General features: G+C 60.0%; 21 protein-coding genes. 11 read left to right on the forward strand and 10 right to left on the reverse strand.

All coding sequences use genetic code 11. From position 1 onward, the window contains the following. Positions 1 to 9 precede the first annotated feature (9 nt). Positions 10 to 882, forward strand: coding sequence for an alpha/beta hydrolase family protein (locus BM348_RS16085; protein WP_245779498.1), 873 nt, complete (start codon positions 10 to 12; stop codon positions 880 to 882). 59 nt (positions 883 to 941) lie between these two features. On the opposite strand, the gene BM348_RS16090 is transcribed toward BM348_RS16085, so the two are convergent. The 4 genes from BM348_RS16090 to BM348_RS16105 form a co-directional block, all read right to left on the reverse strand. Then, positions 942 to 1,721 (reverse strand): IclR family transcriptional regulator, encoded by a 780-nt coding sequence (locus tag BM348_RS16090; RefSeq protein ID WP_092906306.1) that lies wholly within the window; start codon positions 1,719 to 1,721, stop codon positions 942 to 944. Between the two features lie 450 nt (positions 1,722 to 2,171). After that, positions 2,172 to 2,627: a hypothetical protein gene (locus tag BM348_RS21690; protein WP_217642032.1), complete on the reverse strand. Its 456-nt coding sequence runs from the start codon at positions 2,625 to 2,627 to the stop codon at positions 2,172 to 2,174. After that, positions 2,624 to 3,172: an aromatic-ring-hydroxylating dioxygenase subunit beta gene (locus BM348_RS16100; RefSeq protein ID WP_092906308.1), complete on the reverse strand. Its 549-nt coding sequence runs from the start codon at positions 3,170 to 3,172 to the stop codon at positions 2,624 to 2,626. The genes BM348_RS21690 and BM348_RS16100 overlap by 4 nt, the downstream gene beginning before the upstream one ends. A 1-nt stretch (position 3,173) precedes the next feature. Further along, positions 3,174 to 4,472 carry an aromatic ring-hydroxylating oxygenase subunit alpha gene (locus BM348_RS16105; RefSeq protein WP_217642033.1) on the reverse strand — a complete coding sequence of 433 codons (1,299 nt, stop codon included), beginning with the start codon at positions 4,470 to 4,472 and terminating at the stop codon, positions 3,174 to 3,176. Between the two features lie 241 nt (positions 4,473 to 4,713). Here BM348_RS16105 and BM348_RS16110 point away from each other — a divergent pair, with 241 nt between their 5' ends. From BM348_RS16110 to BM348_RS16125, 4 genes are all read left to right on the forward strand, one after another. Then, on the forward strand, positions 4,714 to 5,157 hold the full coding sequence (locus BM348_RS16110; protein ID WP_092906312.1) for a VOC family protein: 444 nt from the start codon (positions 4,714 to 4,716) through the stop codon (positions 5,155 to 5,157). A 53-nt stretch (positions 5,158 to 5,210) separates the two neighbouring features. Beyond that, a complete protein-coding gene (gene hcaB / locus BM348_RS16115; RefSeq protein WP_092906314.1) occupies positions 5,211 to 6,038 on the forward strand; it encodes a 3-(cis-5,6-dihydroxycyclohexa-1,3-dien-1-yl)propanoate dehydrogenase in 828 nt (275 codons plus the stop codon). Between the two features lie 502 nt (positions 6,039 to 6,540). After that, positions 6,541 to 6,855, forward strand: coding sequence for a hypothetical protein (locus BM348_RS16120; protein ID WP_092906316.1), 315 nt, complete (start codon positions 6,541 to 6,543; stop codon positions 6,853 to 6,855). Continuing rightward, a complete protein-coding gene (locus BM348_RS16125) occupies positions 6,848 to 8,395 on the forward strand; it encodes a sodium:solute symporter family protein (RefSeq protein ID WP_092906318.1) in 1,548 nt (515 codons plus the stop codon). The genes BM348_RS16120 and BM348_RS16125 overlap by 8 nt, the downstream gene beginning before the upstream one ends. Positions 8,396 to 8,817: 422 nt before the next feature. On the opposite strand, the gene BM348_RS16135 is transcribed toward BM348_RS16125, so the two are convergent. Beyond that, positions 8,818 to 10,440 carry a methyl-accepting chemotaxis protein gene (locus BM348_RS16135; protein WP_175507219.1) on the reverse strand — a complete coding sequence of 541 codons (1,623 nt, stop codon included), beginning with the start codon at positions 10,438 to 10,440 and terminating at the stop codon, positions 8,818 to 8,820. Between the two features lie 1,076 nt (positions 10,441 to 11,516). Here BM348_RS16135 and BM348_RS16140 point away from each other — a divergent pair. Then, entirely contained in the window at positions 11,517 to 12,761 is a 1,245-nt protein-coding gene (locus tag BM348_RS16140; protein WP_092906324.1) for a cation:proton antiporter, read from the forward strand. Between the two features lie 70 nt (positions 12,762 to 12,831). On the opposite strand, the gene BM348_RS16145 is transcribed toward BM348_RS16140, so the two are convergent. From BM348_RS16145 to BM348_RS16155, 3 genes are all read right to left on the reverse strand, one after another. Next, positions 12,832 to 13,617 carry a formate/nitrite transporter family protein gene (locus BM348_RS16145; RefSeq protein ID WP_092906326.1) on the reverse strand — a complete coding sequence of 262 codons (786 nt, stop codon included), beginning with the start codon at positions 13,615 to 13,617 and terminating at the stop codon, positions 12,832 to 12,834. A 140-nt stretch (positions 13,618 to 13,757) separates the two neighbouring features. Next, positions 13,758 to 14,363, reverse strand: coding sequence for a hypothetical protein (locus BM348_RS16150; RefSeq protein ID WP_092906331.1), 606 nt, complete (start codon positions 14,361 to 14,363; stop codon positions 13,758 to 13,760). Then, on the reverse strand, positions 14,360 to 14,947 hold the full coding sequence (locus tag BM348_RS16155) for a hypothetical protein (RefSeq protein WP_092906333.1): 588 nt from the start codon (positions 14,945 to 14,947) through the stop codon (positions 14,360 to 14,362). Before BM348_RS16155 ends, BM348_RS16150 begins: the two co-directional genes overlap by 4 nt. A 126-nt stretch (positions 14,948 to 15,073) precedes the next feature. On the opposite strand from BM348_RS16155, the gene BM348_RS16160 reads away from it, so the two are divergent. Both BM348_RS16160 and BM348_RS16165 read left to right on the forward strand, forming a co-directional pair. Then, entirely contained in the window at positions 15,074 to 16,165 is a 1,092-nt protein-coding gene (locus BM348_RS16160; protein WP_092906335.1) for an AI-2E family transporter, read from the forward strand. Between the two features lie 321 nt (positions 16,166 to 16,486). Continuing rightward, a complete protein-coding gene (locus BM348_RS16165) occupies positions 16,487 to 18,139 on the forward strand; it encodes a potassium channel family protein (RefSeq protein ID WP_092906337.1) in 1,653 nt (550 codons plus the stop codon). A 17-nt stretch (positions 18,140 to 18,156) separates the two neighbouring features. Here BM348_RS16165 and BM348_RS16170 read toward each other — a convergent pair whose 3' ends face one another. Together BM348_RS16170 and BM348_RS16175 are read right to left on the reverse strand one after the other, a co-directional pair. Then, positions 18,157 to 19,524, reverse strand: a complete 1,368-nt coding sequence (locus tag BM348_RS16170; RefSeq protein ID WP_092906339.1) for an APC family permease — start codon at positions 19,522 to 19,524, stop codon at positions 18,157 to 18,159. A gap of 175 nt (positions 19,525 to 19,699) precedes the next feature. Further along, positions 19,700 to 20,572, reverse strand: coding sequence for a universal stress protein (locus BM348_RS16175; protein WP_092906341.1), 873 nt, complete (start codon positions 20,570 to 20,572; stop codon positions 19,700 to 19,702). 107 nt (positions 20,573 to 20,679) lie between these two features. Here BM348_RS16175 and BM348_RS16180 point away from each other — a divergent pair, with 107 nt between their 5' ends. The 3 genes from BM348_RS16180 to BM348_RS16195 all read left to right on the forward strand — a co-directional run bounded on the left by BM348_RS16180 (position 20,680) and on the right by BM348_RS16195 (position 23,616). Continuing rightward, positions 20,680 to 21,420 (forward strand): DUF2270 domain-containing protein, encoded by a 741-nt coding sequence (locus BM348_RS16180; RefSeq protein WP_092906343.1) that lies wholly within the window; start codon positions 20,680 to 20,682, stop codon positions 21,418 to 21,420. Positions 21,421 to 21,543: 123 nt separating this feature from the next. Further along, positions 21,544 to 22,215: an SdpI family protein gene (locus BM348_RS16185; RefSeq protein ID WP_092906457.1), complete on the forward strand. Its 672-nt coding sequence runs from the start codon at positions 21,544 to 21,546 to the stop codon at positions 22,213 to 22,215. Between the two features lie 696 nt (positions 22,216 to 22,911). Further along, complete coding sequence (locus tag BM348_RS16195; protein WP_092906347.1) at positions 22,912 to 23,616, forward strand: helix-turn-helix domain-containing protein; 705 nt, start codon at positions 22,912 to 22,914, stop codon at positions 23,614 to 23,616. Positions 23,617 to 23,624: the final 8 nt, after the last annotated feature.

Raw genomic sequence — 23,624 nt, forward strand, 5'->3', positions numbered from 1 at the left:
AACGTTACGATGCCAGTCATGCAACCGACGCCCGACGACATCACCCTCCGTGGAATCAACTACGAAAGCGACGACGGAACGGCGTTCGACGGGTTCGAACTGACGAGCGACGTCTCGACGTTCGACGGCCGAAACGTCGGCGTCCTCTTTTTGCACGGGCTCCGCGGATTCGCCCTCGGCGCTGGCATTTCGCCCGTCGCGCATCCGCTCGCTCGAGCGGGAGCGCGGTGTCTCACGATCAACAAGCGAAACAGCGGGAAAGGCTACGTCACGTCCGAGTTCGACGAAATCGACAACGACATTCGTGGGGGCGTTGAGTGGCTCGCCGAACGCGGGTGCGACGACGTCGTGCTCTGGGGGCGGAGTCTCGGCGCCACCGAGGCCGCCTACTATCAGGGGTTGCGAAACGACGACGACGTCGACGGACTCGTCCTCGCCGCACCGTTTGCGGACATTCGCGAGCGGTCGACTCGAGGGTACTTCGAAGCCGTCTCGGATGACCCCGACGAGGCGTACGAATCGTTCGTCGACGAGGCGCGCGAACTCGTCGACGCCGGTCGCGAGAACGAAATCGTCGCGTTACCGCGGCCGGTCGGCGACGAGATCGAGTACATTCCGATGACTGCGGCGGCGTTTCTCTCCTATCGGTCACCCGAGAGCGCGTGTGCAACGATCGACTGGGTACCGGAGATCGATGTCCCCAGTCTGCTACTACCGCACGCGTCGGATCGAAACGTCACCCCGGCAGAAGCGACTGAGATCGCAGATGCGTACCCCGACTCGACATCGGTCACGGTCCATCCTGTCGAGGCGGATCACTTCTTCACCGGCGCGGAGTCACAGGTTGCGGGTGTCACGGCCGATTTCCTTCGGTCCCTTTGATGAAACGGCCCACCGTCGTCTGAAGCCGCGGATTCCCCACCCCTGCGCGTTGTAGCCGACTACGAATTCTGCGTCATCTGCATGTTGATCTCGACGATGTTCGCCGCGTTCCTGACTGTTTTGGGGATTTCGACCTGAAACCGATCGCCTTGTAATCGGCTCGTCGGACCGCAGACGCCGAGTGCAGCAACGATGGAACTATCAGGTGCGTGGATGGGCGCGGCGACACAGCGCATCCCGCGAGTCACCTCGCTTCTGCTAAAGGCGACACCGCGCTCGCGAATCGACTCGAGTTCCTCGAGGAGCGTCTCGAGATCGGTTACCGTTTTATCGGTTCTCGCTGGAAGTCCGTGTTCGTCGACGATGTCACGAACCGTCGACTCCGATAGGTGGGCGAGTATCGCTTTCCCCTGCGACGTACAGTGGAGGTATTCGCGTTGGCCCGGCTGGATCGTGGTTTCGATCGCGTTTTCGCCCTCGGTTTTGTAGAGATAGACGCCGTGTCCCTGTTCTTCGACGACGAGTCGGGCGAGTTCGCCCGTTTCCGAGGCTAACTCGTCGAGCGGATCCTGGGCACACTGGTAGACGAGGTTTTGTCGTTTCGCGAACTCACCGATCTCGAGCAACTGCAGGCCGAGCCGATACTCCCCGTTGTACTCCATTACCGCACCGTGTCGCTTGAGGGTGCTTAGATACGTATGCACGGACCCTTTGGACATGTCTAGTTCGTTAGCAATTTCCGTTACCCCACTACTTCCCTCTTCTTTCAAGACCCCCAAAATCCGAAACGCTCGATCGACCGATTTGATCCGCCGCCGTTCCTCGCCTGTGTCTCCCATACGTCCGAATCGAACGCTAGTGATAAAAATGTTTGGTAATCACAAACGTGAAAGCGACCACTCTATCGGTATTCCGTCTTGAAAACCCGACTCCAGCTGTCGCTATCACTGGAACGTTCTCCCACATGTTTGGAATTCACAAACGCCGATATCGGGCGCTACTACCGGTATTTCAGCTCTACCCTTGCATATTTTACATCTGTATTTCCGTAATTGGTTGCCAATATATCCGTTCGGTAATCACAAACCCAGATTGATGTTCTGTATCACGGGTCTGCCGAACACTCGCCACTCCGAGTTGCTCACTGACTTCTCGAGAGAGACGTTTGTGCCGGGCTCGGGTGGGTGGGACGAGTTCAGAAACAGCCGTTCACCCTTCAGTGGTACAATTGCGTCTGCTCATACCAATTGACCTATCGAGCGTGCGATAAAATGCAATCCGGTGTCCGTTCAGTGAACGCCGTGATGGTGGTCATCTTCGGGACCGAACGGCGTCTCGAGCAGGTCGGAGAAGTATTCGATCCGCTTGTGCGTAAGTGCGTCGAGCTCCGCCGGACTGAGACGGCACGCGTAGCCCAGTTTCGGGGACGTGATTGACAGTCGCTGTCCGGCCGTCGTTTCGACTTTTCGGAGTTTGACGACCGTATACTCGTTGCTTATCTGTAACTCGTCCGATGGCTCGGTCGCGTTCGTGCCGTCCTCGTGGGGAACCGAAGCGAGCGCTTCGAAGACTTCATCGTCCTGCCACGTGAGACTCTCGAGCGCCAGCGCGTCTACTCGCGTCTCGGCGCTCTCGCCGCTGAGTATCAGCCGTTCCCCGGTCGGCGTTTGCAGCGTCCACAGTGCGACCGTCAGATCGCCGTCCGTTAGCGTGAGCGGGTCAACTATTGGTCGTGTCGAGGTCATAGGATGATCGAAAGCGAGTCGGTCGGGATCACCGTGTGGTCGAGCAGCACGGTTCGTCGGGCGAGTTTCAACCCTTCGCTTTGATCCGACCAGTCGGGAACGTAGCCGTCCTCGTCGCGACGGAGCGTATCGTGACGCTCCATCGAGAGGATGTCGGGATCGGTTTCGGCCTTGCGCGACCTGACGATGACGAGGTTGTTTTTGAGTTCGATTTGGTCGTCCGTACAGTCGGTTACCCGAACGTTCGAGACCTGCCGGCGGGTCCGAGAGGGCGGATCCTCCGACCAGGCGAAGTCGCTCGACATCCGCTCGGTCCGCACCTTGAGCGTTCCCCAGTCCTCTTTCATGTGGAAGGCCTCCTCGCTGAACTCCGTGTTGGAGGACCGTTCGCGCGTCGTTCGAATCGGCACTCGGTACTCGATGTCCTCGGTGACGAGGTCGTGCCAGTCGCTCAACCGACGATCGTCGAGCAGTTCCGCCGCGTGATAGAGGAACTCCTCGCACTCGAGGCGGAGCGTTCGTCGGCGTTCAAACCCGTCCTGCATGTTATTCAGCCCCCTCCGTCGTCATCGTCTCGTGCCATTTCCGGTAAAAGTCGAGTTGATTCTCGTCGGTCACGCCGCCGTTCGCGTAGGCCGTTCCTGGCCCTGCCCAGTCATCGTCGACCTCCGCTGCGGTGTTCTCGCCGCGTCCCATCGTAAACAGCGTCGTCGCCTCCGTCTGCTCTGCGAACACGCTGCCCGCCGCCTCGTCGATCCCGTCCCAGATACCGATATCGTCCGGCTCGAAGTTACCCGCGGCGCTGAACGTCGACATCCCGACCTCGTAAACGCGTTCTTTGTATTCGTCGGGCGCGTCCGTCGGTGCGAGAATCCAGTTCCAGGCCTCCATCTCACCGGGGCCACGGGGTTGCCACTGACGCAGACAGAAGGTTCCGACGGGGTCTTTGTTCGGATCGTCGCGACCGCCGAGGAAGATAAAGGAGAGGTTCGGGAATATCGTCCCGAGGGTCACGCCCGACTTGCGTGCGACCTCGTGCTGGTCGTCATCGAGCGCATCGTGGTTGAACGTCTCGACGACCCGTTCGGGGTGGCCCCAGAACATCGGCTTTTCCGACTCGATCTGGTAGATGCTAAAGGCGTGCCCGTCGCAGTCGGCGATGCCGTACAGTTCGCTTTCTTCCTCCCCGGTGGCCGTCTCGCTGCCGATTCCGACGTCGATCGCGGATTTGTGTCCCATCGGAACGTGGTAGTTATCGCCATAGAAGTTCTCAGTCGGCGTTTTCCAGTCGGCGTCGACGACCCAGCGCTGCGGGTCGCCGATGACTTCCATGTCGATCAGGTCGAAGTACATGTCGAGATACCACGTCGCGCCGCCGAGATACTCCTCGAGCGACGGCGCTTCGGGCGCGATACAGGCGAAGACCAACCCGTTGTACGTATCGACGTGTGGCGCCTCACGAAGTCCGTGCTCCTCGGCCTCGAGGTGATCGAATCCCGCGCCTTTCTGGGGCACACCGACCAGATCGCCCGTGTTCTGGTAGGTCCACCCGTGATAGGGACAGCGGAAGTGAGTCGTGTTTCCTTTCTCAGCACGGCAGATGTTCGCACCGCGGTGGCGACAACTGTTGAACAGCACTCGGATCTTGCCGTGCTCGTCGCGGACGAAAACGAAGGGGTCCTCCCCAATGGTCCGTTGGCGGTAATCCCCCGGTTCGGGCACCTCCGACTCGTGGCCGACGTACACCCAGGCCTGACCGAATATCTCGGTTAACTCCCGTTGATAGATATCTTCGTCGTTGAGGATCTCTATCGGAACTTCTCCCTGTTCTAGGGTCTCTCCCATGGAGTCGAGTATTCGCCGAGTCCGTTGTGGGCCGGACTCGCCCGCGGACAGTGACTGCTCTATGTCGTGGGACATGTATACATACCAATCCAGCGGGTTACAACTACTTAGTTATTGTTCCACGGAGATCCGGACGACAGCGCGCCGGTGACCGAGTCGTTGTGACTCATCGACCGGTTCGAAGTCGCCGCAACCGAATCTTTTTGAGCGCACTGACTCTATTCGATGGTGATCGACACGAATGATCGGACACGCCACACACTACGGACTTAACGTACAGAACATAGAGCGTTCTCTCGAGTTCTACGGAGACCAACTCGGCTTCGAGGTTGACAGGCGATTTCCAGTGAGCGATGTCCAGAGCGATATCGTCGGCGTGGATGGCGTCGCGGGGGAGATCGCCTTTCTCGAGGCAGGTGGTTTCGAAATCGAACTGATCGCATACGATGCTCCCGAAAACGATGTCGTTCACGAGACTGCGGACGGACACGATGTCGGCGTTGCCCACATCTGTATTACCGTCGACGACATCGCTGGTCTCTACGAAGAACTCACGCCAGCGGTGGAGTTCGTGAACGCGCCTCAGACCGTTGGTAACGGCGCTGATATCGCGTACGCCCGTGATCCGGACGGAAATTACGTCGAACTGTACGAGCCACCCGCCAGTGACTCGGCCGGTGACTGACGAGCGTCGCATACCCGGTAGATATTAGTGCCAACCGGCCGCTGTGAGAACTAATGGGTTGGCTCGACAATCAGGTTACGCTGGTCACTGGCGGCGGCTCAGGGCTCGGACGCGCAGTGGTCGAGCGGTTTATCGACGAGGGCGCATCGGTTGGCGTACTGGATATCGACGAGCAGCGACTCGAGGACCTCGAGTCGGAGTTCGGGGACGACGTGGTCACCGTCGCAGGTGACGTGACGTCGATCGCCGACAACGAACGCGCCGTTTCCGAGACGGTCGACACCTTCGGTAAACTGGATGTGTTCGTCGGAAACGCAGGCGTATTCGATCAGAACGTCTCTCTGCCGGAACTGTCCGACGAGGATCTCGAGGAGAGCTTTCGCGAACTGTTCGACGTGAACGTCCTCGGATACATGATGGGGGCCAAGGCGGCGTTGCCCGAACTCGCCGAAACCGGCGGACGGATCGTATTCACCGCCTCGCAAGCGAGCTTCGGGTCCGACGGCGGGGGTGCTCTGTACGTCCCTGCCAAGCACGCGGTACTCGGGCTGGTCCGACAGCTCGCATTCGAGCTCGCGCCGACGATCCGGGTCAACGCCGTCGCGCCGGGATTCGTGCCGACGGACCTCTCTGGGACCGACTCGCTCGGCGGCGAACGCGGCGTCGTGTCCGCCGAGGAGTTCGATCCCACGAATCATCCGCTCGAGATCACGCCGTCGGCCGCCGACTACACCGGCGCGTACGTACTGCTAGCGTCCGAATTTGACTCCCGACCGATGACCGGATCGGTGATCCGGGCCGACCTCGGTCGCTCCGTTCGCGGGATTACTGAAGTGAGCCGCTCGGCGGTCGAATACATCACCGAGGACGTGACGGACTGAATCTGATCGCGTCTCGATCTCAACTATGACAGTCTCCCGACCGGTGCATACATTCAAGTGGAACTTCGCCATACGCTACCGTATGCCTCCACGAGAGCGCTCACCACTAGAATGCTGTCAGTACTGTCCGCACAGAAAATCGGTTACCGGGGCGTGCGAACATACAATCCGACAAGCAGTCGTCAAACAGCTCACCGAGGATCGACACAGCATCTGTCCAGTCTACCGAGACGTGAGACGGCAAGCGATGGACGATCTCTCGACTCGGCTCGAGTCTCAATCGTAGATTCTCCCACTGTCGACTGCCGGTTGCGGTCGGTTCGCACGTTTTCGATCGTGTTCGTGAGCGGCGAGTAACAATTCTCACTCGCTCCGTTTGTGGCAAGTGATTCGCTTGATAGCCACTGGAAGTTGTCTGTCGCGCACGTTCCGCCGCGATAGGAACAGATATTACCACTTACCACCGGTGCATTTATATGGAATCGGTTAGGTGTGGTAAATCATGCCTTGGAGCGAACAATGGCGGTCAGTTGATCGGCCGGACTCGAGCGAGATTCCGGACGAATACAGTATCTCGGCGCGCTCGACCGAGAAGATGATGCTCGTCTACTTCACGGGCACCACGATCATCGCGTACCTGGGGATGAAGTTCATCGGAACTCGAGACCAGTTAATCGCGGGACTGCCCGTGATGATGTGGACGGTCGTCTTGGTGTCGGTGCTAGTCATCCTCGGTCTCTACGCGGTGTTCACCCGAAGTGAGCCGTCCGAGCAGATGGCTGATCTCGGGGATTCAACGGAGGCGAAGCATGAGTAGTGTCCCCACCGTCCCGATACAGGCGCTTCCACCGGAGCTCGCCGAGACGATTTCGACGAACCTGCCGCTCTCGCTCGGCATCCTGGCCTGTTACGTCATCGTCTTCATCGGCATCACGCACTTCGCGAGACGGGGGTACTCGGACAGCCTCTCTGATCACATCGTCGCCTCTCGAGGACTGGGCTGGGTCGTCGCCTCGCTCACCCTCGTCGCAACCGTACTGAGCGGTGTTGGAATGGCCGGCTTTCCGGGGACAGTGTACTCGGTCGGCTTCTCGTTCATCGCGATGATCCTCGTCGGCTACGCGGTGACCGCACCGGCGGTCTGGTACCTCGGTCGACGCATGTGGGTCGTCGGGAAAGAACACGACCACCAGACGCCCGGTGACCTGCTGGGCGACTACTATCAGAGCGATACGGTCCGGCTCTATACGGTGCTCGCGAGCCTCGCGTTCAACACGACGTATATCGTCGCACAACTGCTCGCTGGCGGGCTGATCCTGATGATACTCACGGGTGGGATCGTCTCGTTCGAACTGGGCGTCATCGTGCTCGCACTCGTGGTCACGGTCCACCTCGCCAGTACAGGAATGCGCGGGATCGCATACCTCGATACGTTCAACGGAGCGTTGATAACCGTCCTCCTCGGTGGGTTCGGCGTGTTCATCGTGAGCCACGCCGGCGGCGTTAGTGAAGTCTTCAACAGCCTCGGGAGCGCGCGTGCCGGATTCACGACAGCACCCGGCGTCACGGGACTGTTTACACCCGAGATCATCCTCATCGTCGGCGCACTGTTCACTATCGGTAACACGCTGCTCTCGCCCGCGGGATGGGTTCGGATGTACTCCGTCGACGCCGAGCGGAACTTCGCCAAGGTCGCCGCGATGATCGTCGGCGTCCTCACGCTGATCTACGTCTTTGGGACGAGTTTCATCGGGATCTACGGACGAACCGTCCTTTCCGAGGGGACGAATCCGGACACGGTTTCCTCGCTGCTCGCGTTCGACGTAATGCCGTTCGGTCTCGCCGCCCTGTTCCTCGTCGGCGTTCTGGCTGCGATCGTCTCCACGACCGACTCGTACGCGCACGTGCTGGCGGCGACCGTCTCGCGTGACTTCATCAAAGCGTTCGTCAGTCCGGACCTCTCCGAGGACCGCGAACTGGTTTTGAATAGGGTCGTAATCATCGCCACGATGCTCGCCGGTGTCGCCGGCGCGCTCGTGTACTCGAGCCTGATAACCCCGCTCGCGCTGTTCGTCGTTGCGGTGGCGGTCCAACTGCTACCGCTGCTGTTCGGGGCCGTTGCCTGGCCGCGCGCATCCACGGAGGCCGCGATCATCGCCCCGGCTGTCGCCACGATCCTCCTCGGATTGTTCCAGTTGCAGCTGATCCCGAACCCGTACGTCACGCCGCTGGTTCCGGGGATCTTGGTCGCAACTGTCGTCAATTTCGTCCTCTTCGTAGGCATTAGCTTCCTCACGTCGCCACAGCCGCTCGACAAGATGGAACAGTACCACGGGCTCATTAACAGAAAGCTCTGAACGAGGACGGACGCTCCGTCAATTTGGCACTGATCGACTGGCCGACGGTACTCGAGTCGAGAAGCAACTAACGCGTCTCGTTCTGTGACGTATCACGAGAGAGCGACCACACACCACACAACCGCTAGAGTACGATCACCAAACAGCCACTCGTGAGCCGGCCCACAGAGCGCCTCGGTTCGCCTGAACTGCCGGTCGTTCATGGCGTCGTAATCCGAGGAATGGGGCCACGTTGCTGTGTCAACGAACCAGGCGATTCTCTCTGTAACGATCACACTGTACATTTCTCCCGTACCGTATCGATTGACGGCACTGGATTAGACTGTCATCACAGACGGCGAACAGTGCGACGGCCCGACATCTACTCGTCGAAGAGTGACTGCCGGAGACCGATTCAAGAATTAGCTCGGCACGGACGGTGTTTATAACGTGTGATCCTCGAGCGTTTCCTGAATTTCGCGCACACGATCGCGCTGATTTTCGGTGGTTTCCTCGATCTCTCGAACGTTCGACGCCACAGTGTCAGCGTGCGCGCTCGCCTGTTCGACCATATCCGTAATCTCGCTAGCACTCGTCGCCTGCGTATCCGTCGCGTCCGATATTTCCGCGACCCCCTGTGAAGTCTCCTCGACGGCGTCGACGATATGCTCGAGGCGTTCGATAACGCCGGTAACCTCAGATATGCCGTTATCGACTGCGGTGGACGCTTCCGTAATGCCACGCGACGATTTGGCGGCAACAGACTGGATTTGTTCGACGGTCGTTTCGATCTCGTCTGCATACGCTTTCGACTCCTCGGCGAGGTCTTTGATCTCGTTCGCGATGACTACGAATCCGTCGTTGTTCCCGTCGTTGCGGGCCGCTTCGATGTTCGCGTTCAACGCTAACAAGTTCGTTTGGTCCGCGATTCCGTCGATCACTGATACGATCTCGTCGATTTCGTCGACCCGCTCTTCGAGTTCGGTGATATCGTCCGCGACTGCCGTCGTAACGGTATCTATCTCCGTCATTGCTTCGAGTGCCTCGTCTGCGGACGCCCTCCCGGCGGTGGCCAATTCCTCCGCCTGGGCCCCTTGTTCCTCGATTTCACGCGCTGTCGAAGCGATCTCCTGAACCGTCGCCGAAAGACTCACTATCTCGTCGTCGATCGTGTTCATAGACTCGGACTGCTCGGCCGCCATCCGAGTGATATCTTCCGTTTTTCTCGAGGTCTCTTCGGCGGCGTCCGCTATTTCACCGACGTTCGCTATCGCGTACGTCGATAGCTTCTCGAACTGATCCGCCAACGCGTTCAGATCGTCCATCACCGACAGCAACGACCTGTCGATATTCCCCTCGCTCGTAAAGTCGGCTCGAGCCCCTTTGTTCCCGTCCATGAGTGCTGAAATGGTCGTTTCGAGCTCCTCGACGAGGGCTTGCATCTCCTTCGTGCGTCGGACGTCCGCCGTTCGGTCATCGACTAACTCGATCACGCCGACTAGCTCCTCGTCTCGGTACAGCGGGACTGCGCTGAAGCTAATATGGCGCTTGTTACCGCCCTGGGCCACGAACTCCGTTTGATCTCGATAGACAGGGATCCCGTTCGACTCCCCGCGGGTAATATCGAACCGCTCGTGGGCCGTGTCAGGGGCCTCGAGGACCTTATCGGCGAGCAATTTCTGTTCGCGCTCGTCCGAGTACATCGATTGGCTCGCCATCGCTCGGGATTGAGCTTCGGATCTTGGGACGCCGGTCAACTCCTCGAGCGGCGAATTCCAGTGTTTGACAGATCGATCGGTCCCGATCGTGAACACTGGCGTATCGAGCCGATCGAACGCGTACTCGAGCGAAATGGGGAGTTCCGTCGACTGTTGGTTCGTTCCTGCTGAGCTAGTTGTCGTTCCACCATCCGTTCGGAGATTGATCGCCTCTGCGGATTCGGATTCGTCGTTCCCTGCGACCATCCGCATGTCGATCTGCTGGTGGAGCCGTCTGCGGACCCGCTCTAAGACGTGTCCGTCACCCCCGTGTTTCGTATGTATGTCCTCGCACACTGAGTCGACCATGTCACGGAGACCTGCTATCCGTGTCGTTTCATCCGAATGTTGTTCTGATAACAGTTCCGGCTTCGCACACTGGGGTTCGTCTGGAAAGGCAAGGCCAACCGTCATGTCATACGTTCGTTCGAAGGCGAGGACTATATTTGTACTTGCCAAGTAGCCCACTACTAGGCAGCCTAAGATCCAGTCCAGCCATAATATAATTGGGTTAATTAGAAACGTATAGTTAAAGAACTACTACCCATACTGCACCCATAAACAAAACATCACATAAGTATTGTTTGTTATGTACAATATACAATCGTGGCCCGTCCCCACTGTGGAGGGTCAGTCGATCGTAAACTGATCTACTATTTTGACCCTATATCTATTCGTCAGAGTACATAACGAATTACCGGCATAATTAAATGGCAGTTTTATGGGGTACCTTCGCTCAATTTTGAATGGTTATGGAAACCTGATTATATCCGGTTAAGACGATTACTGTTCATCCTATACAAGTAACATCTATAGATTATGTAGTATATTTGCAATTTTATGAGCAGCCACAGGAGTAGAGTTGTATGAAACTCTCACAACCAGTAGTCAAAGAAATCTTGCTTATAGTTCGACCACGTAGTATTTATAGAGATGACGGACAGTGAAATTCGTTTTTAATTTGTCACAATTACTATCGATCGATAGACACCGAGCCAATGGTGACAATCGGTGCGATTGTAATGGGTGGGAGACCACACCCCTTTGGCTGTACTACGCGTATCGGCTGGCAAATCGCCTCGGGATCAAGTGGTTCGAGACGCCAAAGGCGTCTCGTCACTAAGCGGGATCGGAGATCCCGCGAGGTCCGCGAACCCGAAGGGTTCGCTTGATCCCGAAAGCTTCGTCTTTCGACCGATCCCGAGGCACTCGGCCTGATCCGCCCGGAGGGCTGTAAGCGTGAGTCGACCGTGCCGCGATATCCTGTCTATGCAAGACCAAGCGCTGTGAAGTCGTTCGCGTTTCGATCAGTAGGTGTACCTGTTCGACAAGACATGCACACTCACAAATAGTTAAAAACGCGTGGTAACTAATTGCAACACCATATGGTCGCAGCCACTGGCATCGATATCATCAATCTGTTGCTCGTCTTATCGCTGGCGTGGGTGTTCGGTGCCGTCGCAGAACGGTTCAGCTATCCCGCGATGATGGGCGAAATCTTCGCGGGGATCGTGTTCGGACCGGCGCTCCTCGGACTCCTCGAGTCCTCGAACGCCCTCGATATCTTCGCCCAGTTCGGCGTCTTCCTGTTGATGGTCTACGTAGGCATGGAGATCGACCTCCACGACCTCTTCGAACTCGGCCCGCAGGCGCTGATGATCGCGCTCGGAGGGTTCCTGTTGCCGTTCGGTCTCGGGTACGGTACCGGCGCGTTGCTGGGAATGACGATCGAGCAGTCGCTTTTCATCGGTATCGCGCTGGCGGCGACGTCGCTCGCGACCAAATCGCGGATTCTCGTCGATCTCGATATCCTCGATACCCGGATCGCTGGCGTGCTCTTGGGAGGGGCGCTCCTGTCCGACGTCGGAATTCTCATCGTGTTCGCGGGGATCACCGGGTTTATCGAGAGCGGCGATGTGACGCTCCTGGGTCTCGGGACCGTGATGTTCCGCGCGTTCGTGTTCTTCGCGGTCGTTCTCGTGATCGGTGACCGCCTGCTTCCGATCGTCTGGAACCGTCTTGAGGCATTGATGCGTCGGTACGGCTTCATCGACAAGACCTCCGCGTTCAGCGTGGCGCTCATCGTCGCGCTGGTCTTTGCCTACCTCGCAGATCTGGCGGACCTTCACATGATAATCGGCGGCTTCGTCGCCGGGATGTTCCTCCGGCAGGCTCAACTCGACGAGGAGATCTACGAACACATGCATACGGTGATTTACGACCTCGCGATGGGAGTTTTCGCCCCGATCTTCTTCGTTACCGTCGCCTTCGATCTCTCGCTCGGCGTGTTCACGGAGGCCCTCGGGCTGTTAGTACTCGTCCTCGTGCTCTCGTTCTTCGGGAAAATCGTCGGCAGCTGGGCGTTTGCCCTCCCGACGAAACTGACCAGCAAGGAAGGGCTGGTCATCGGCCTCGGGATGAACGGCCGCGGGACGGTCGAGATCATCATCGTTTCGGTGGGGCTCTCGATGGGGATCATCGACAACGAACTCTTCTCGATTCTCGTGTTCATGGCGATCTTCACCACGGCGCTCGTCCCGGTGACGGTGAAACTCGGCGTCGACTGGCTCGAGCGGTCGAACGAACTCGTGTACATGACTGACGAGCAACGGGTCGAACCGGAGACGTAAATCGCCTCGAGGCAGTATCCGAGATGCTGGCAACGCTTTTCTGACGATGATTACGTCGCCGTTCTATCCGTCACTGGTCGTCCTCCGCACCCATTATCTTGGCGACGTGGGTGAACGTCACGAGACCGATTCCGCCGACGAAATTTCCCGCAGTAGCGACGACGATTATCTCAGCGAGGGCTCCGTAGCCGATCGAGGCGTCGAAGAGCAGTCCGAAGAAGACGTGTATCGCGGTGACGACCACGTGATCGAACGGCCCGAGAGCAAGCAGGAACCCGACGATGTAGGCCATCGTGATCCGGCTTCCAACGCTGTTTACGGCCTGAAGGAGATACGACAGGAGACTCACGAGCGCGCCGCCGATGATTGCGCTCGCGAACATCCCCCTCATCGGTCGGTCGACGATCCCCTCCGCGGTCCGCGAGAGGGCGTGTTCCGACCCGGACAGGAGGACGCCGTCGACCGAGAAGACGAGCGCGAAGAGGAATCCGCCGACGAGGTTCCCGGCGAGGGTGAGAATCCAGAGGCGAACGAGCGGCTCGAGCAGCCACGTCCCCTCCTCGTCGACCGCCTTCGCGGCCGGATCGAAGAAGTTCTCGTTGAACAGTTCCGATCGGCCGACGACCAGGAACACGACGCCGACCGCGAACGTGAGCGCGCCCGCGATGTGCGCGACGTCGCCGAACTGCGGTTCGACCAGCGCGTCGACGACACCCAGCGTGGCGATGCCGAAGACGATCGTAAATCCTGCGATGAAACTGGTCGCCGTGGCCTCGAGCAGCGACTGGTCGAGCCGTCGTTCGCCCTCCGCGACCGCCCGATCGAAGATCTCCGCCGGATCTGGAGCGATTGACACGCCAAAGTCGTCACTGACTGGCGGGAAAATACATTACCCTGGATATTCGGTGGGTCTGATTGCGGCCAGCATCGTCTCACCCGACGCTCGCTACGTCGGTGCTATCGTATGGGTAGCGGCGGGATCCGGCGAAGACCAGATCAGGTGGACCGGAGTCGCTGTCCGAAGAATCCGACGAGTTCGCTGACATAGCCGGTCCCCCAGATCGCGACGATCACCGCGCCGACCGCGTTGAACACGAAGTCGGTCGCGATATCGTCGATCCCGTAAACGGTGACCAACCCGCCGAGGGCGAACTCCAGTACCTCCCAGAGGACGCCGATTGCGAGAACGAAGACGACGATGAACACGGACCGAAACGTCGACGGAACGCTCATCTCCTCGGAGTGGAGTTCGAACGCGCGAAAGGCCGCGTATCCCAGTCCCGCGATGACCGACGCCGAGACGGTGTGTGCGATCTCGTCGTACCACTGGTACTGCTCGTAGAGCCAGATCGAGCCGATCGTGTGGAGAATCACAGCGAGAGTGATCCAGAGGACGAGTCCGGCATCCATCGCGTAGCCGTACTCTACGCGCAACCAGGCCGGGAGCAGCGTTATGGCGAGTGCGATCCCCGCCGTTCCCGCGATCGCGAACTGTCCCGTCGCTAACCCGTATCCCAGAAAGGCGACGAGAACGAGTTGTAAGCCTCGCACGAGCACGTTCTCCTGTGCGTCTGAAAGCCCCAACACGTCGCCGAGGGTCACGGCGAATCCGCTCCGTTGGCGGCTCGAGTGACGGCCCCGACCGGATCGAATCGATCGGTGTACCACTGAAAGACCGCCGCGAGTACGAGTGCGACGGCGGTGACGACGACGAAATCCCACTGCAGTTCGGTCTGCGAGCGCAGGTACTCGGTCCCGAGCCACCGATCGGCGTAAAACTGCGCGACGGTCCAGAGCGCCTGCAGCGCCATCGTCGTCATCGCCGCGAAGCCGACGGCGAACCGACGGCTCAACTCGACCGACGTGAACGCCTCGAGTTCGACGACGACGATGAGCGCGAGCGCACCGATGGCGAGATAGACGGTGGTCTCGAACGGAAATCCGGCCGCGCCGGCACCGAACGCGACCGTCGCAACGCCCAAGAGCGGCCAAGAAACCATCGCCGTCCAGTCGCGGAACGAAATCGCCGGTGCGGTGACGACGGCGACGACGACCAGTTCAAACCCGCCCCAGAGGAGGTCGCCCGTGAACGCGCTCTCGAGGGCGCTCGCCGACACGATCGCCGTCAACACCCACGCGATGGCGGCGTTGAGCCGTTCGTCGTGGACCAATCGCTCGAGGTTCACACCGTATCGGTTCGATCCGCGGGAAGTAAAAACCACAGTGACCGAGCGGTCCTGACAGTTCACCGTCGCGTACAATCACTCGTATTCGACCCGACATTCTTCCGACCCGTACCCGTGTGATTGTCCATGGCCGTTTTCGACGAGGTGGGCGACAAGCGCCGCCTCTGGATCGGCGTCGGAGTGGTCATCGCGGCACTGATCGGAATCGCTCTTTTCAGATACGTGGGAACGCTCCTCTTCGCGATATTCGTCTACTACGCGACGCGGCCGCTGTATCGCCAACTCGACCGCGTCATCGACCGTCCGAACGTGACGACGACCGTCACGATACTGTTCGTCATCCTCCCGATGGTGGCCGTCGTCGCCTACGCAGCCGTCGTCGCACTTCGTGAGCTCGAGCAGGTACTCGCCTCGAGTGACTTAGAGGCGTATCGGTCGTATTTCCAGCCGTATCTGCGAGTGGCGAGGGAGGGAAACATCGGCAGGCTCCGGGACGCAGTGACGGGTGGATCCGGCGGCGCTCTCGGATCTCTCGTTCGCCAGGGGATTCCGGGCGCTCTGGGACGAGTGCAGTCGGTCGGCGGGTTCGTCTTCTCGATCCTCGCCCGGTTCTTTCTCATGCTCACGTTTCTGTTCTATCTCCTGCGCGACGATCAGAAGCTGCGCCGGTGGTTCTACGAGAGCATCGACCATGACGAGGAAATCGTCGCGTACCTCGAGTCGGTCGACGACGACCTCGAGACGGTCTTTCTCAGCAATCTCGCGGTTATCGCCGTTGCAGCCGTGACAGCAGCGACGACGTACGCGGCGCTCAACTACCTCGCGTCGGGCGGGACCGTCGTCGGGACGCCGGTATTGCTCTCGTTGCTCATCGGGATCGGGACGCTGATACCCGCGGTCGGGATGAAAATCGTTTACGTTCCGTACGGACTAGCGCTCCTCGGACTCGCAGTGGCGACGCCGACGCCGCTGTGGCATCCGATCGCGTTTTTCGTTCTCACGTTCGTCGTCGTCGATACGATCCCCGATTTCTTCGCGCGGTCGTACCTCTCCGCACGGAGCGGCGTTCACATGGGGCTCGTTCTGCTCGGATACTTCCTCGGGACGCTCGCGTTCGGCTGGTACGGACTCTTCCTCGGACCGATCGTCGTCGTCCTCGCGGTCCATTTCGCACACATGATATTTCCCGCTCTCAGTAACGATTTCCTCGGCGAGTAATCGTAGCGGAATTCCTGCCCCTGACCCGCTACCGCGGATCTGTCGTCTTATCGAATCGCTATATTGACCCTAACTGAACGATGCAGTCATTTAATCGATTGGCTCTGGTGAATCGCCATAGGGCATTGGGTTGTACCACATCGGGACAGAGCAAATGGGTCCCATCGTTTCACCAGCAGAGATTCAGTGGAAACGGAAGCCAGAATTGTCCAAGAGTAGTGCATCAAGCCACTGATATAGTGCTGAAAGTCGCCGGCGTCTAGCGATTCACCAGAGCCAATCGATTCGAGCGCGTATCGAGTGGTCCTTGGTGACCAATACATGCGTGAACTTCGTGATATTGAGGGATTACATCCGCGAGACCTCACGCAACGCCAACGGCTACTGCTACTATTCGTGGCCGGCCTGAGTATCATCGTTCTCTTCTATACGATCGTCTACAACTGGGGGATGCAAACCCTCGAAAACCGCCCACAGTCCGTCTTTCGCTCGTTCCAGACGGTAGTCGAGACGATGACGACGACCGGATACGGCGCTGATTCGCCCTGGACAACCCCGGCGATGAACACGCTCATGGTAACCATCCAATTGACCGGAGTCCTTATCGGGTTTATCACGCTCCGTGTCCTCGTTATCCCGTTATTCGAGCGGACACCGCTGAACCTCGACGACCGACTCACGACGAAAAAAGATCACGTCGTCATCGCGGAGTACCAGCGTGACACCGGAATACTCCTCGAGGAACTCGAGAAACTCGATACCGACTACGCCCTCATCGAGTCCGACGAGGACGAAGCAAAGCGTCTCTCGGACGACGGCTACCAGGCCATTAACGGTGATCCGGAGGAACGCGCTGACCTCGATCGCGCGACGATCGAGCGAGCATCGCTCCTCATCACCGATGCCGGCGACAGAACTGCCAGCATCGTTCTAACTGCGTTAGAAGCCAACGAAGACCTTCGAGTCGTTAGTTTCATAGAATCTACGCGCCACGAACCAGCACTTACGGAAATCGGCGTCGATCGGAGCGTCGCTCCGCACGCGTTGATCGGACAGCGACTGGCCGAAAAATCGATGACGCCGACCGTGACCGGCGAGCGATCCGCCGAGATCGATATCCGCGAGATCCTCGTTCGTCGGGATAGCCCGCTGCACGGCGTCCCGGTACGCGACTCACCGATCGTGAACCATCCGAACCTGACGCTGGTCGCTGGTTGGTTCGACGGCGAGTTGCGCCTTCCGCCTTCACCAGATGAGAAGCTCACACCGAACACCGTTCTGGTTGTGGCCGGACCGGAGAACGAACTCGACGAAATGATGAACGAGGTCGCTGGCGTCCGGTCGCGACGCCTCGAGACACCCTCACAGACCATCGTCGCAGGTCTCGGAGAGGGTGGGACCGCGGCTACCGAAGCGTTCCCGGACGATATCTCAGTCACGACTATCGACCAATCGGCGGCGCGTGCTCCCGATATCGTCGGTGACGTTACGGAGCCCGAGACGCTCCGAAAAGCCGGTATCGGCGATGCTTCGGCATTAATCGTCACTGTCGACACGGATTCGACCGCGTTGTTGACCGTCGCTGTCGCTCGGTCGCTTTCCAGCGAGATAGAGATCCTCGTGCGTGTTACCGAGGGAGAAAAGACGAAAGCTGCATTCAGAGCGGGGGCCGACTACGTCCTCTCCATCCAACAGGTCTCCGCTCGATTGGTCGCATCAGCGGTTCACGGTGAACGAGTCATGGATCCGATCAGCCAGATTCGTCTGGTGTGGGCCGATGAGACACCGTTCGCCGGCGAGTCACTGGCCGCCGTCCGTCGCGACACTGAGCGTGAGTGGGCGCCGGTCGGCGTTTTGCGAGGGGGTACAATCCGTACCGACGAACGCACTCTGATCAAAGCTGACGACGAAGTACTCGTCGCAGGAACGGATGCTGCGATCCAGGCGTTCGAGCGAGCGGTCGATTCCTCGTGACCACGGACACGCCATCCTTAGTCACCAGCGGTTTTAGAGTCCCGACCGGCGTACGGAATTTCTTCCTTGAGTATCTCCCGTTCGAAGTACAGCAGTTCGACGGCCAACACCGCGACGGTTATGAGGATGACGGCGTAGAACGTCCCGCGTTCGGCGGAGTACAGGTGATAGAACATGAGGACGAACGAGAGTCCGCCGCCGACCGTCCCGACCGCCGGCCATATCGCAGTCATCCGATCCGAATCGCGCTGGGTGAACGCGAGCGCGCTCATCGAGCCGAAGACGACGATAAACGAGAGCGAGGCGAACGAGGTGATCGCCGAGAGGCTCCCGTACGCGGTAAACACTGCCGTCACGAGTCCTAAAATGAGTAACGTGCGAGTTGGGACGCCGCTTGCGCTCGAATCGCCCGCGCGGTCGGGCAGCAAGTCGTCGGTCAACATGCCCTTGGCGAAGTAACCCGCCGAGAACATCGTCGCGTTGATCGCACTCGCTGTCGAGAACAGCGCCGACAGGGAGATGACGACCCCGGCCGCGGTCGCGAGGCCGACCGCGCTGCCGATCGTCGAGGCGGCATCGACCAGCGCGGTGTGGGGACTGTTTTGGATCGCCTCGGGTGCGAGATTGTACGCCACCAGCGCGACGAGCACGTAGATCGCTACCGCCACCGGGATCGAGAGATAGATCGCCTTCGGGATCGTCTCGAGCGGGTCCGCGATACTCTCCTGATCGTAGAACAGCAACTGCCACCCCTGAAAGGCGACGAACGAGACGGCCGCGGCCATGACGGGGCTGAACGACGCGAGCCTGGACGTCCCCACCGTTACGGGGTCAGACGAAACCGACAGCGCGTATACCAGCCCCGCGAGACCGAAGACGACGAGAACGAGGACCTTCGCCGACGTGAGGACGTTCTCCGCAGAACCGGTCGCGCGGGCCCCGAGCAGATTCAGTCCGACGAACCCACCGACCACGAGCACGGAGACGATCGGTCGCACCGGGATCCCGCCGAGCGTCGACGGGACCCCGGGAAGCGAGATTGTGAACTCGGCGAACGCGAAGGCGTACATCGCCATCGATCCGACGTATCCGAAAAGCAGCGTCCACCCGATCATTCCGGCGAGCGTCGAGTTGCCGGTAAACGACTGGACGAACGTCACCGACCCACCACCGTCGCCGTCGCCGTCCTCGACGACCAGTTCGTTCAACCAGTTGTAGGAGTACGCCGAACAGATCGCGAGGAGCCCGGCGAGGAGAAACGCGAACCACGTCGCAGCCTGCGTGATTCCAGTCACGACACCGAAGACGGCGTAGATCCCGCCGCCGATCATGCCGCCGAGAGCCATCGAGACGGACTCGGTGAGCCCGAAGTTCCCGTCGGTCATGCCCGACCGTACTCGCTCGGGCCCGGAAAGAGTTTTCACGCAACACCAGCGTCTTAGTTAGTCGACCGGACGCCTCCCGAACCTCCTACTGGAGACTGGACTCCTCTCGAACCGACTACTGGTGATCAGACCGAAGCAACGGGACGAGTCGCCCAGACCGAATCCGCGGAACGAATCAACCGAACGGAAGCCGCGAGACGAGCCGGCGCAATCGAGACCGGATCGTCCGATTCGCCTTGACCATGATCACCGAACTGGTCGCTCGTCGACCGACCCGTTCGGGGAGCGAGCCGATTACCGAGCGCCGAAAGACGTCCGTCGAAGTCGCTCCGAGAACGACGAGATCGGCGGCTTCCGATCGGTCGACGAGCGCGTCAGCGACGGATTCGCTCTCTATGATCTCCTGGGTGATCACCGGAACGCCCGTGAGTCCGCCGATCACACTCGCTAGCGCCGCTTCTTTTTCCTCGCGCGACCTCTCCGTTCCCCCGGGTGAATGCACGACGACGACGTGGATAGCCGCCTCGTGGACTCGAGCGAGCGATCCTGCAACGTCGGCGGCCAGCTCGGTGTTCGGGCCACCGGCCACGGGAAGCAGGATCTCCCGTATCGGTTCGTCGTCGTCCATCCGCTTTACGAGGACGTCACACGGCGCCTCCCGGAGGACTTCGTCGATGTGGGATCCGAGTACGATGTCGCGCCGACGCCGGTTTCCCCGCCATCCCACGAGAATCGTTTCGACGGACTGGTCGGCCGCGGCGCTGCAGATCCCGCTCGAGACCGACCGGGCGAACCGAATTCGCTTCGTGACCTCGACGGGCCGATCGCTGACGATATCCGCGGCGTACTCGAGTACCTCGCGTTCGTCCTCGACGAGACGTTCGCCCTCGGAGAGCGGCACCTGCGAGGGTACCTCGACCACGGTCAACAACTCGAGCGCCCGCTCCGTGTCCGTCGCGAGATCCGCGGCCGTCGAGACGAGCCGATCCGCAGTCTCCGGGTTCGCGATCGGAACGAGGATCGAGCCTCGAGCGCTCGAGTCAGCCATTACGTATCGTGTTTCCGACAGCGGATATAGTAGTTCGGTGCGTTCGCGGCGGGCGGTCAGAACGTCTCGGCATACCCGTTTAAGCACCGAGGCGGTGTCCGGCGTCTATGACGGATTCGACCGACGACGAGTTCGATCCGACGGCGGCCGAACAGCGGGAGATCGGTCGCGAGATGGTCGAGGAAAGTACGGGCCTTGGCTCTGTCATGGCCCACGGCTACCGCGGCGAACTCGGCCGCGTCGACACGTGGCGACAGCGCCTCGATCAGACGACGACGTGGGCGGTGACCGTGATGGCGGCGATCCTCACCTGGGCGTTCTCGAGTCCCGACAACCCACACTACATCCTGCTGATCGCGATTATCATTCTCACCGTCTTTCTCGGTATCGAAGCGCGTCGGTACCGGGATTACGACGTCTTTCGGTCGCGCGTGCGCCTCATCCAGGAGAACCTCTTCGCGAACGCTCTCGATCCGTCACAGGGCATCGAGCGCGCCGACTGGCGCGCGGAACTGAGCCGAGACTACCGCGAGCCGACGGTGAAGGTGACGATGCAGGAGGCGCTCGCGCATCGACTGCGACGCGTCTATCTCGCCTTGCTCGGCATCCTCCTCGTCGCGTGGCTCTTCAGGGTGACGGCGTTCGCGCCGCGCGAGGACTGGATCGAAACCGCGGCGATCGCCAACATTCCCGGAATTCCCGTGATCGGCGCCGTCAGCCTCTTCTACGTCGTATTAGTCGTAATCGCGCTGTGGCCTCGAGAGCGGCAGGCGAAGGGCGAATTCCGCAAGGGAACGAACAGAGACTGGAAGCGAACGGACCGGGAAGACGAGTCGACCGATCGATGAGTACCGACATCCGAGACGTACGAACGGTTCTCGAGGGAATTTTGACACTGGCGGCTCGGTGGTCCCATCGAGGCGGTCAGCTTCTGGCGGTCATTTATGTCCGGGGCCGAGTTACACGGAACCATGAACGCACGTCACCGGTTCACTCTCGCGGCGGGATTCGTTGCCCTTTCAGCAATCGTGAGTTTCATCGCCGCACCCGATCTCCCCGCCGAACTCGTCACGAACTGGAACGCCGCGGGCGAGCCGAACGGTACGATGCCCAGAACGGCGGCTCTCTGGCTGTTTCCGGCGTTGACAGCGGGGCTGGTCGTACTGTTCGCGCTGATCCCCCACATCGATCCGCTGCGGGAGAACATCGCCGAGTTTCGCGCTGCCTACGACTGGTTCGCGGTCATCGTTACGGGATACTTGTTCGTCCTCCACGCCGGAATCGTCGCGTTCAATCTCGGCTACGAGTTCGACTTCACGGCGCTCGTGCTTCTCGGCGCAGCGGGGCTGTTCTACTCCAGCGGAATCGTACTCACGCGGGCCAACCGCAATTGGTTCGTCGGCATCCGGACCCCGTGGACGCTCAGTAGCGACGAGGTATGGGACCGAACCCACGCACTCGGCGGAAAACTCTTCAAACTGACCGCGATACTGTCGCTGCTCGGACTCCTCGCCGGCGACTACGCCATCTATTTTCTCGTGGTCCCCGCGCTCCTGACTGCCGTCGTGACCGTGCTCTACTCGTATTATATATACGACCGGCTCGAGGGAAATGGAGGGGCGTCTCCCGAAGCCGAAATGTAGCTGATCGCAAGACACAGGCGTCGTAAATCGGATTTCGGTCCCGTTTAGCTCGTGCGGTTTGAGAAGCGAACAAGTCGTAAAGTTAGTTTGGAATGACGGTCGTAAACCTGCTCGACAAGAGCTACGCGGCGGAATTCGGTAACGCTTTGAGAGCGTGAGCGGACGGCGGCGCCTGCTAGGGTGTCAATGCGTTCCGAGGACGGCGAAGCCGCGCGGGTCACCATCGATGAAACGACCGAGGTTCGAATCGCCGACAACGGGCCGGGATCCCAGACCATCACAACGACACCGTTTTCGACAGCGGAGAACGCGGACTCGAGAGTCCCGACACGGGAATCGGTCTCTAATTCGTCGACACGCTTGTCACCGAATATGGTGGCGTGATCTGGGTGGAAGACAGCGAGCCGACAGGCGCCGACTTCGTCGTCGAACTACCACGCACCGGCCGAGGCCACCCGCGGCCAGAATGACTGTGCTCACGGAGCCAGTGGATGAGCGAGAGATTGCACAGCGTGGCTGCTTATCATCGACTGGGAGACCTCTGACTGGAGGTATCATAGCTCTGGCTACGAAGTGGTTATTTTCGCTGTGGTGATGGACGAACTGACGGGCGAGCAGTATACTGGACGTAGTGACTCTTCTACGAAAACTTGCTCCCCCCGCCAGCGCTAACTGTCCATCTGTCCTTTGACCTCTATGGGACTAATTGCGGAGTTCCAGATGACCTCCGAGCAACTGCCGCTGGTCGACGTGGCAGCGGGCGTATCTGAAGCAACCATCGAGTTCGAGTCCGTCCAGGGTCGCCCGTCGGGGGCACCAACGTTCATCGTGCGGATCGTGGGCGCCGACGCCGACGCGATTGAGGCGGCGTTTGCCGACGCCGACTCGGTGACTGACCACTCGCTAGTCGTCGCCGACGAGGCGACGCGGCACTACCGCTGTCGCCCGACCGGCGATCCGCCGACGGACCTGGAACTGCTCGCGGACAACGGGTCAATCCCCGACCGGGTGCTCGCCACGCCGAGCGGCTGGGAGGAGCGGCGCTGGTTCGCCGACCGGGAGGAATTCAACCAGTTCCGGACGTTCTGCCGAGCTAACGACTACGAGATCCGGCTGGACCGGCTCGTGGAGACAGACGAGGGATCGGCCGGGAGTTCGACCGGCCCGTTCGGAACAGGCGACCGCTCCTGGCCGCGAGAAATGACCGACGCTCAGCGGGAGGCGCTCGTCACCGCCCACGAGATGGGATACTTCGATATGCCGCGGACCGCCACGATGGCCGACGTCGCCGACGAACTCGGCGTCTCGTCCGCGTCGCTCTCCGAGCGACTGCGGCGCGCGCAGAACCACCTCATCGCCGGGTTCCGACGGACCTCTAGTAAGAAACCCCGAACAAATTAGGGCACAGA

This window comes from Halostagnicola kamekurae (genome assembly GCF_900116205.1).
Classification (GTDB): Archaea; Halobacteriota; Halobacteria; order Halobacteriales; family Natrialbaceae; genus Halostagnicola; species Halostagnicola kamekurae.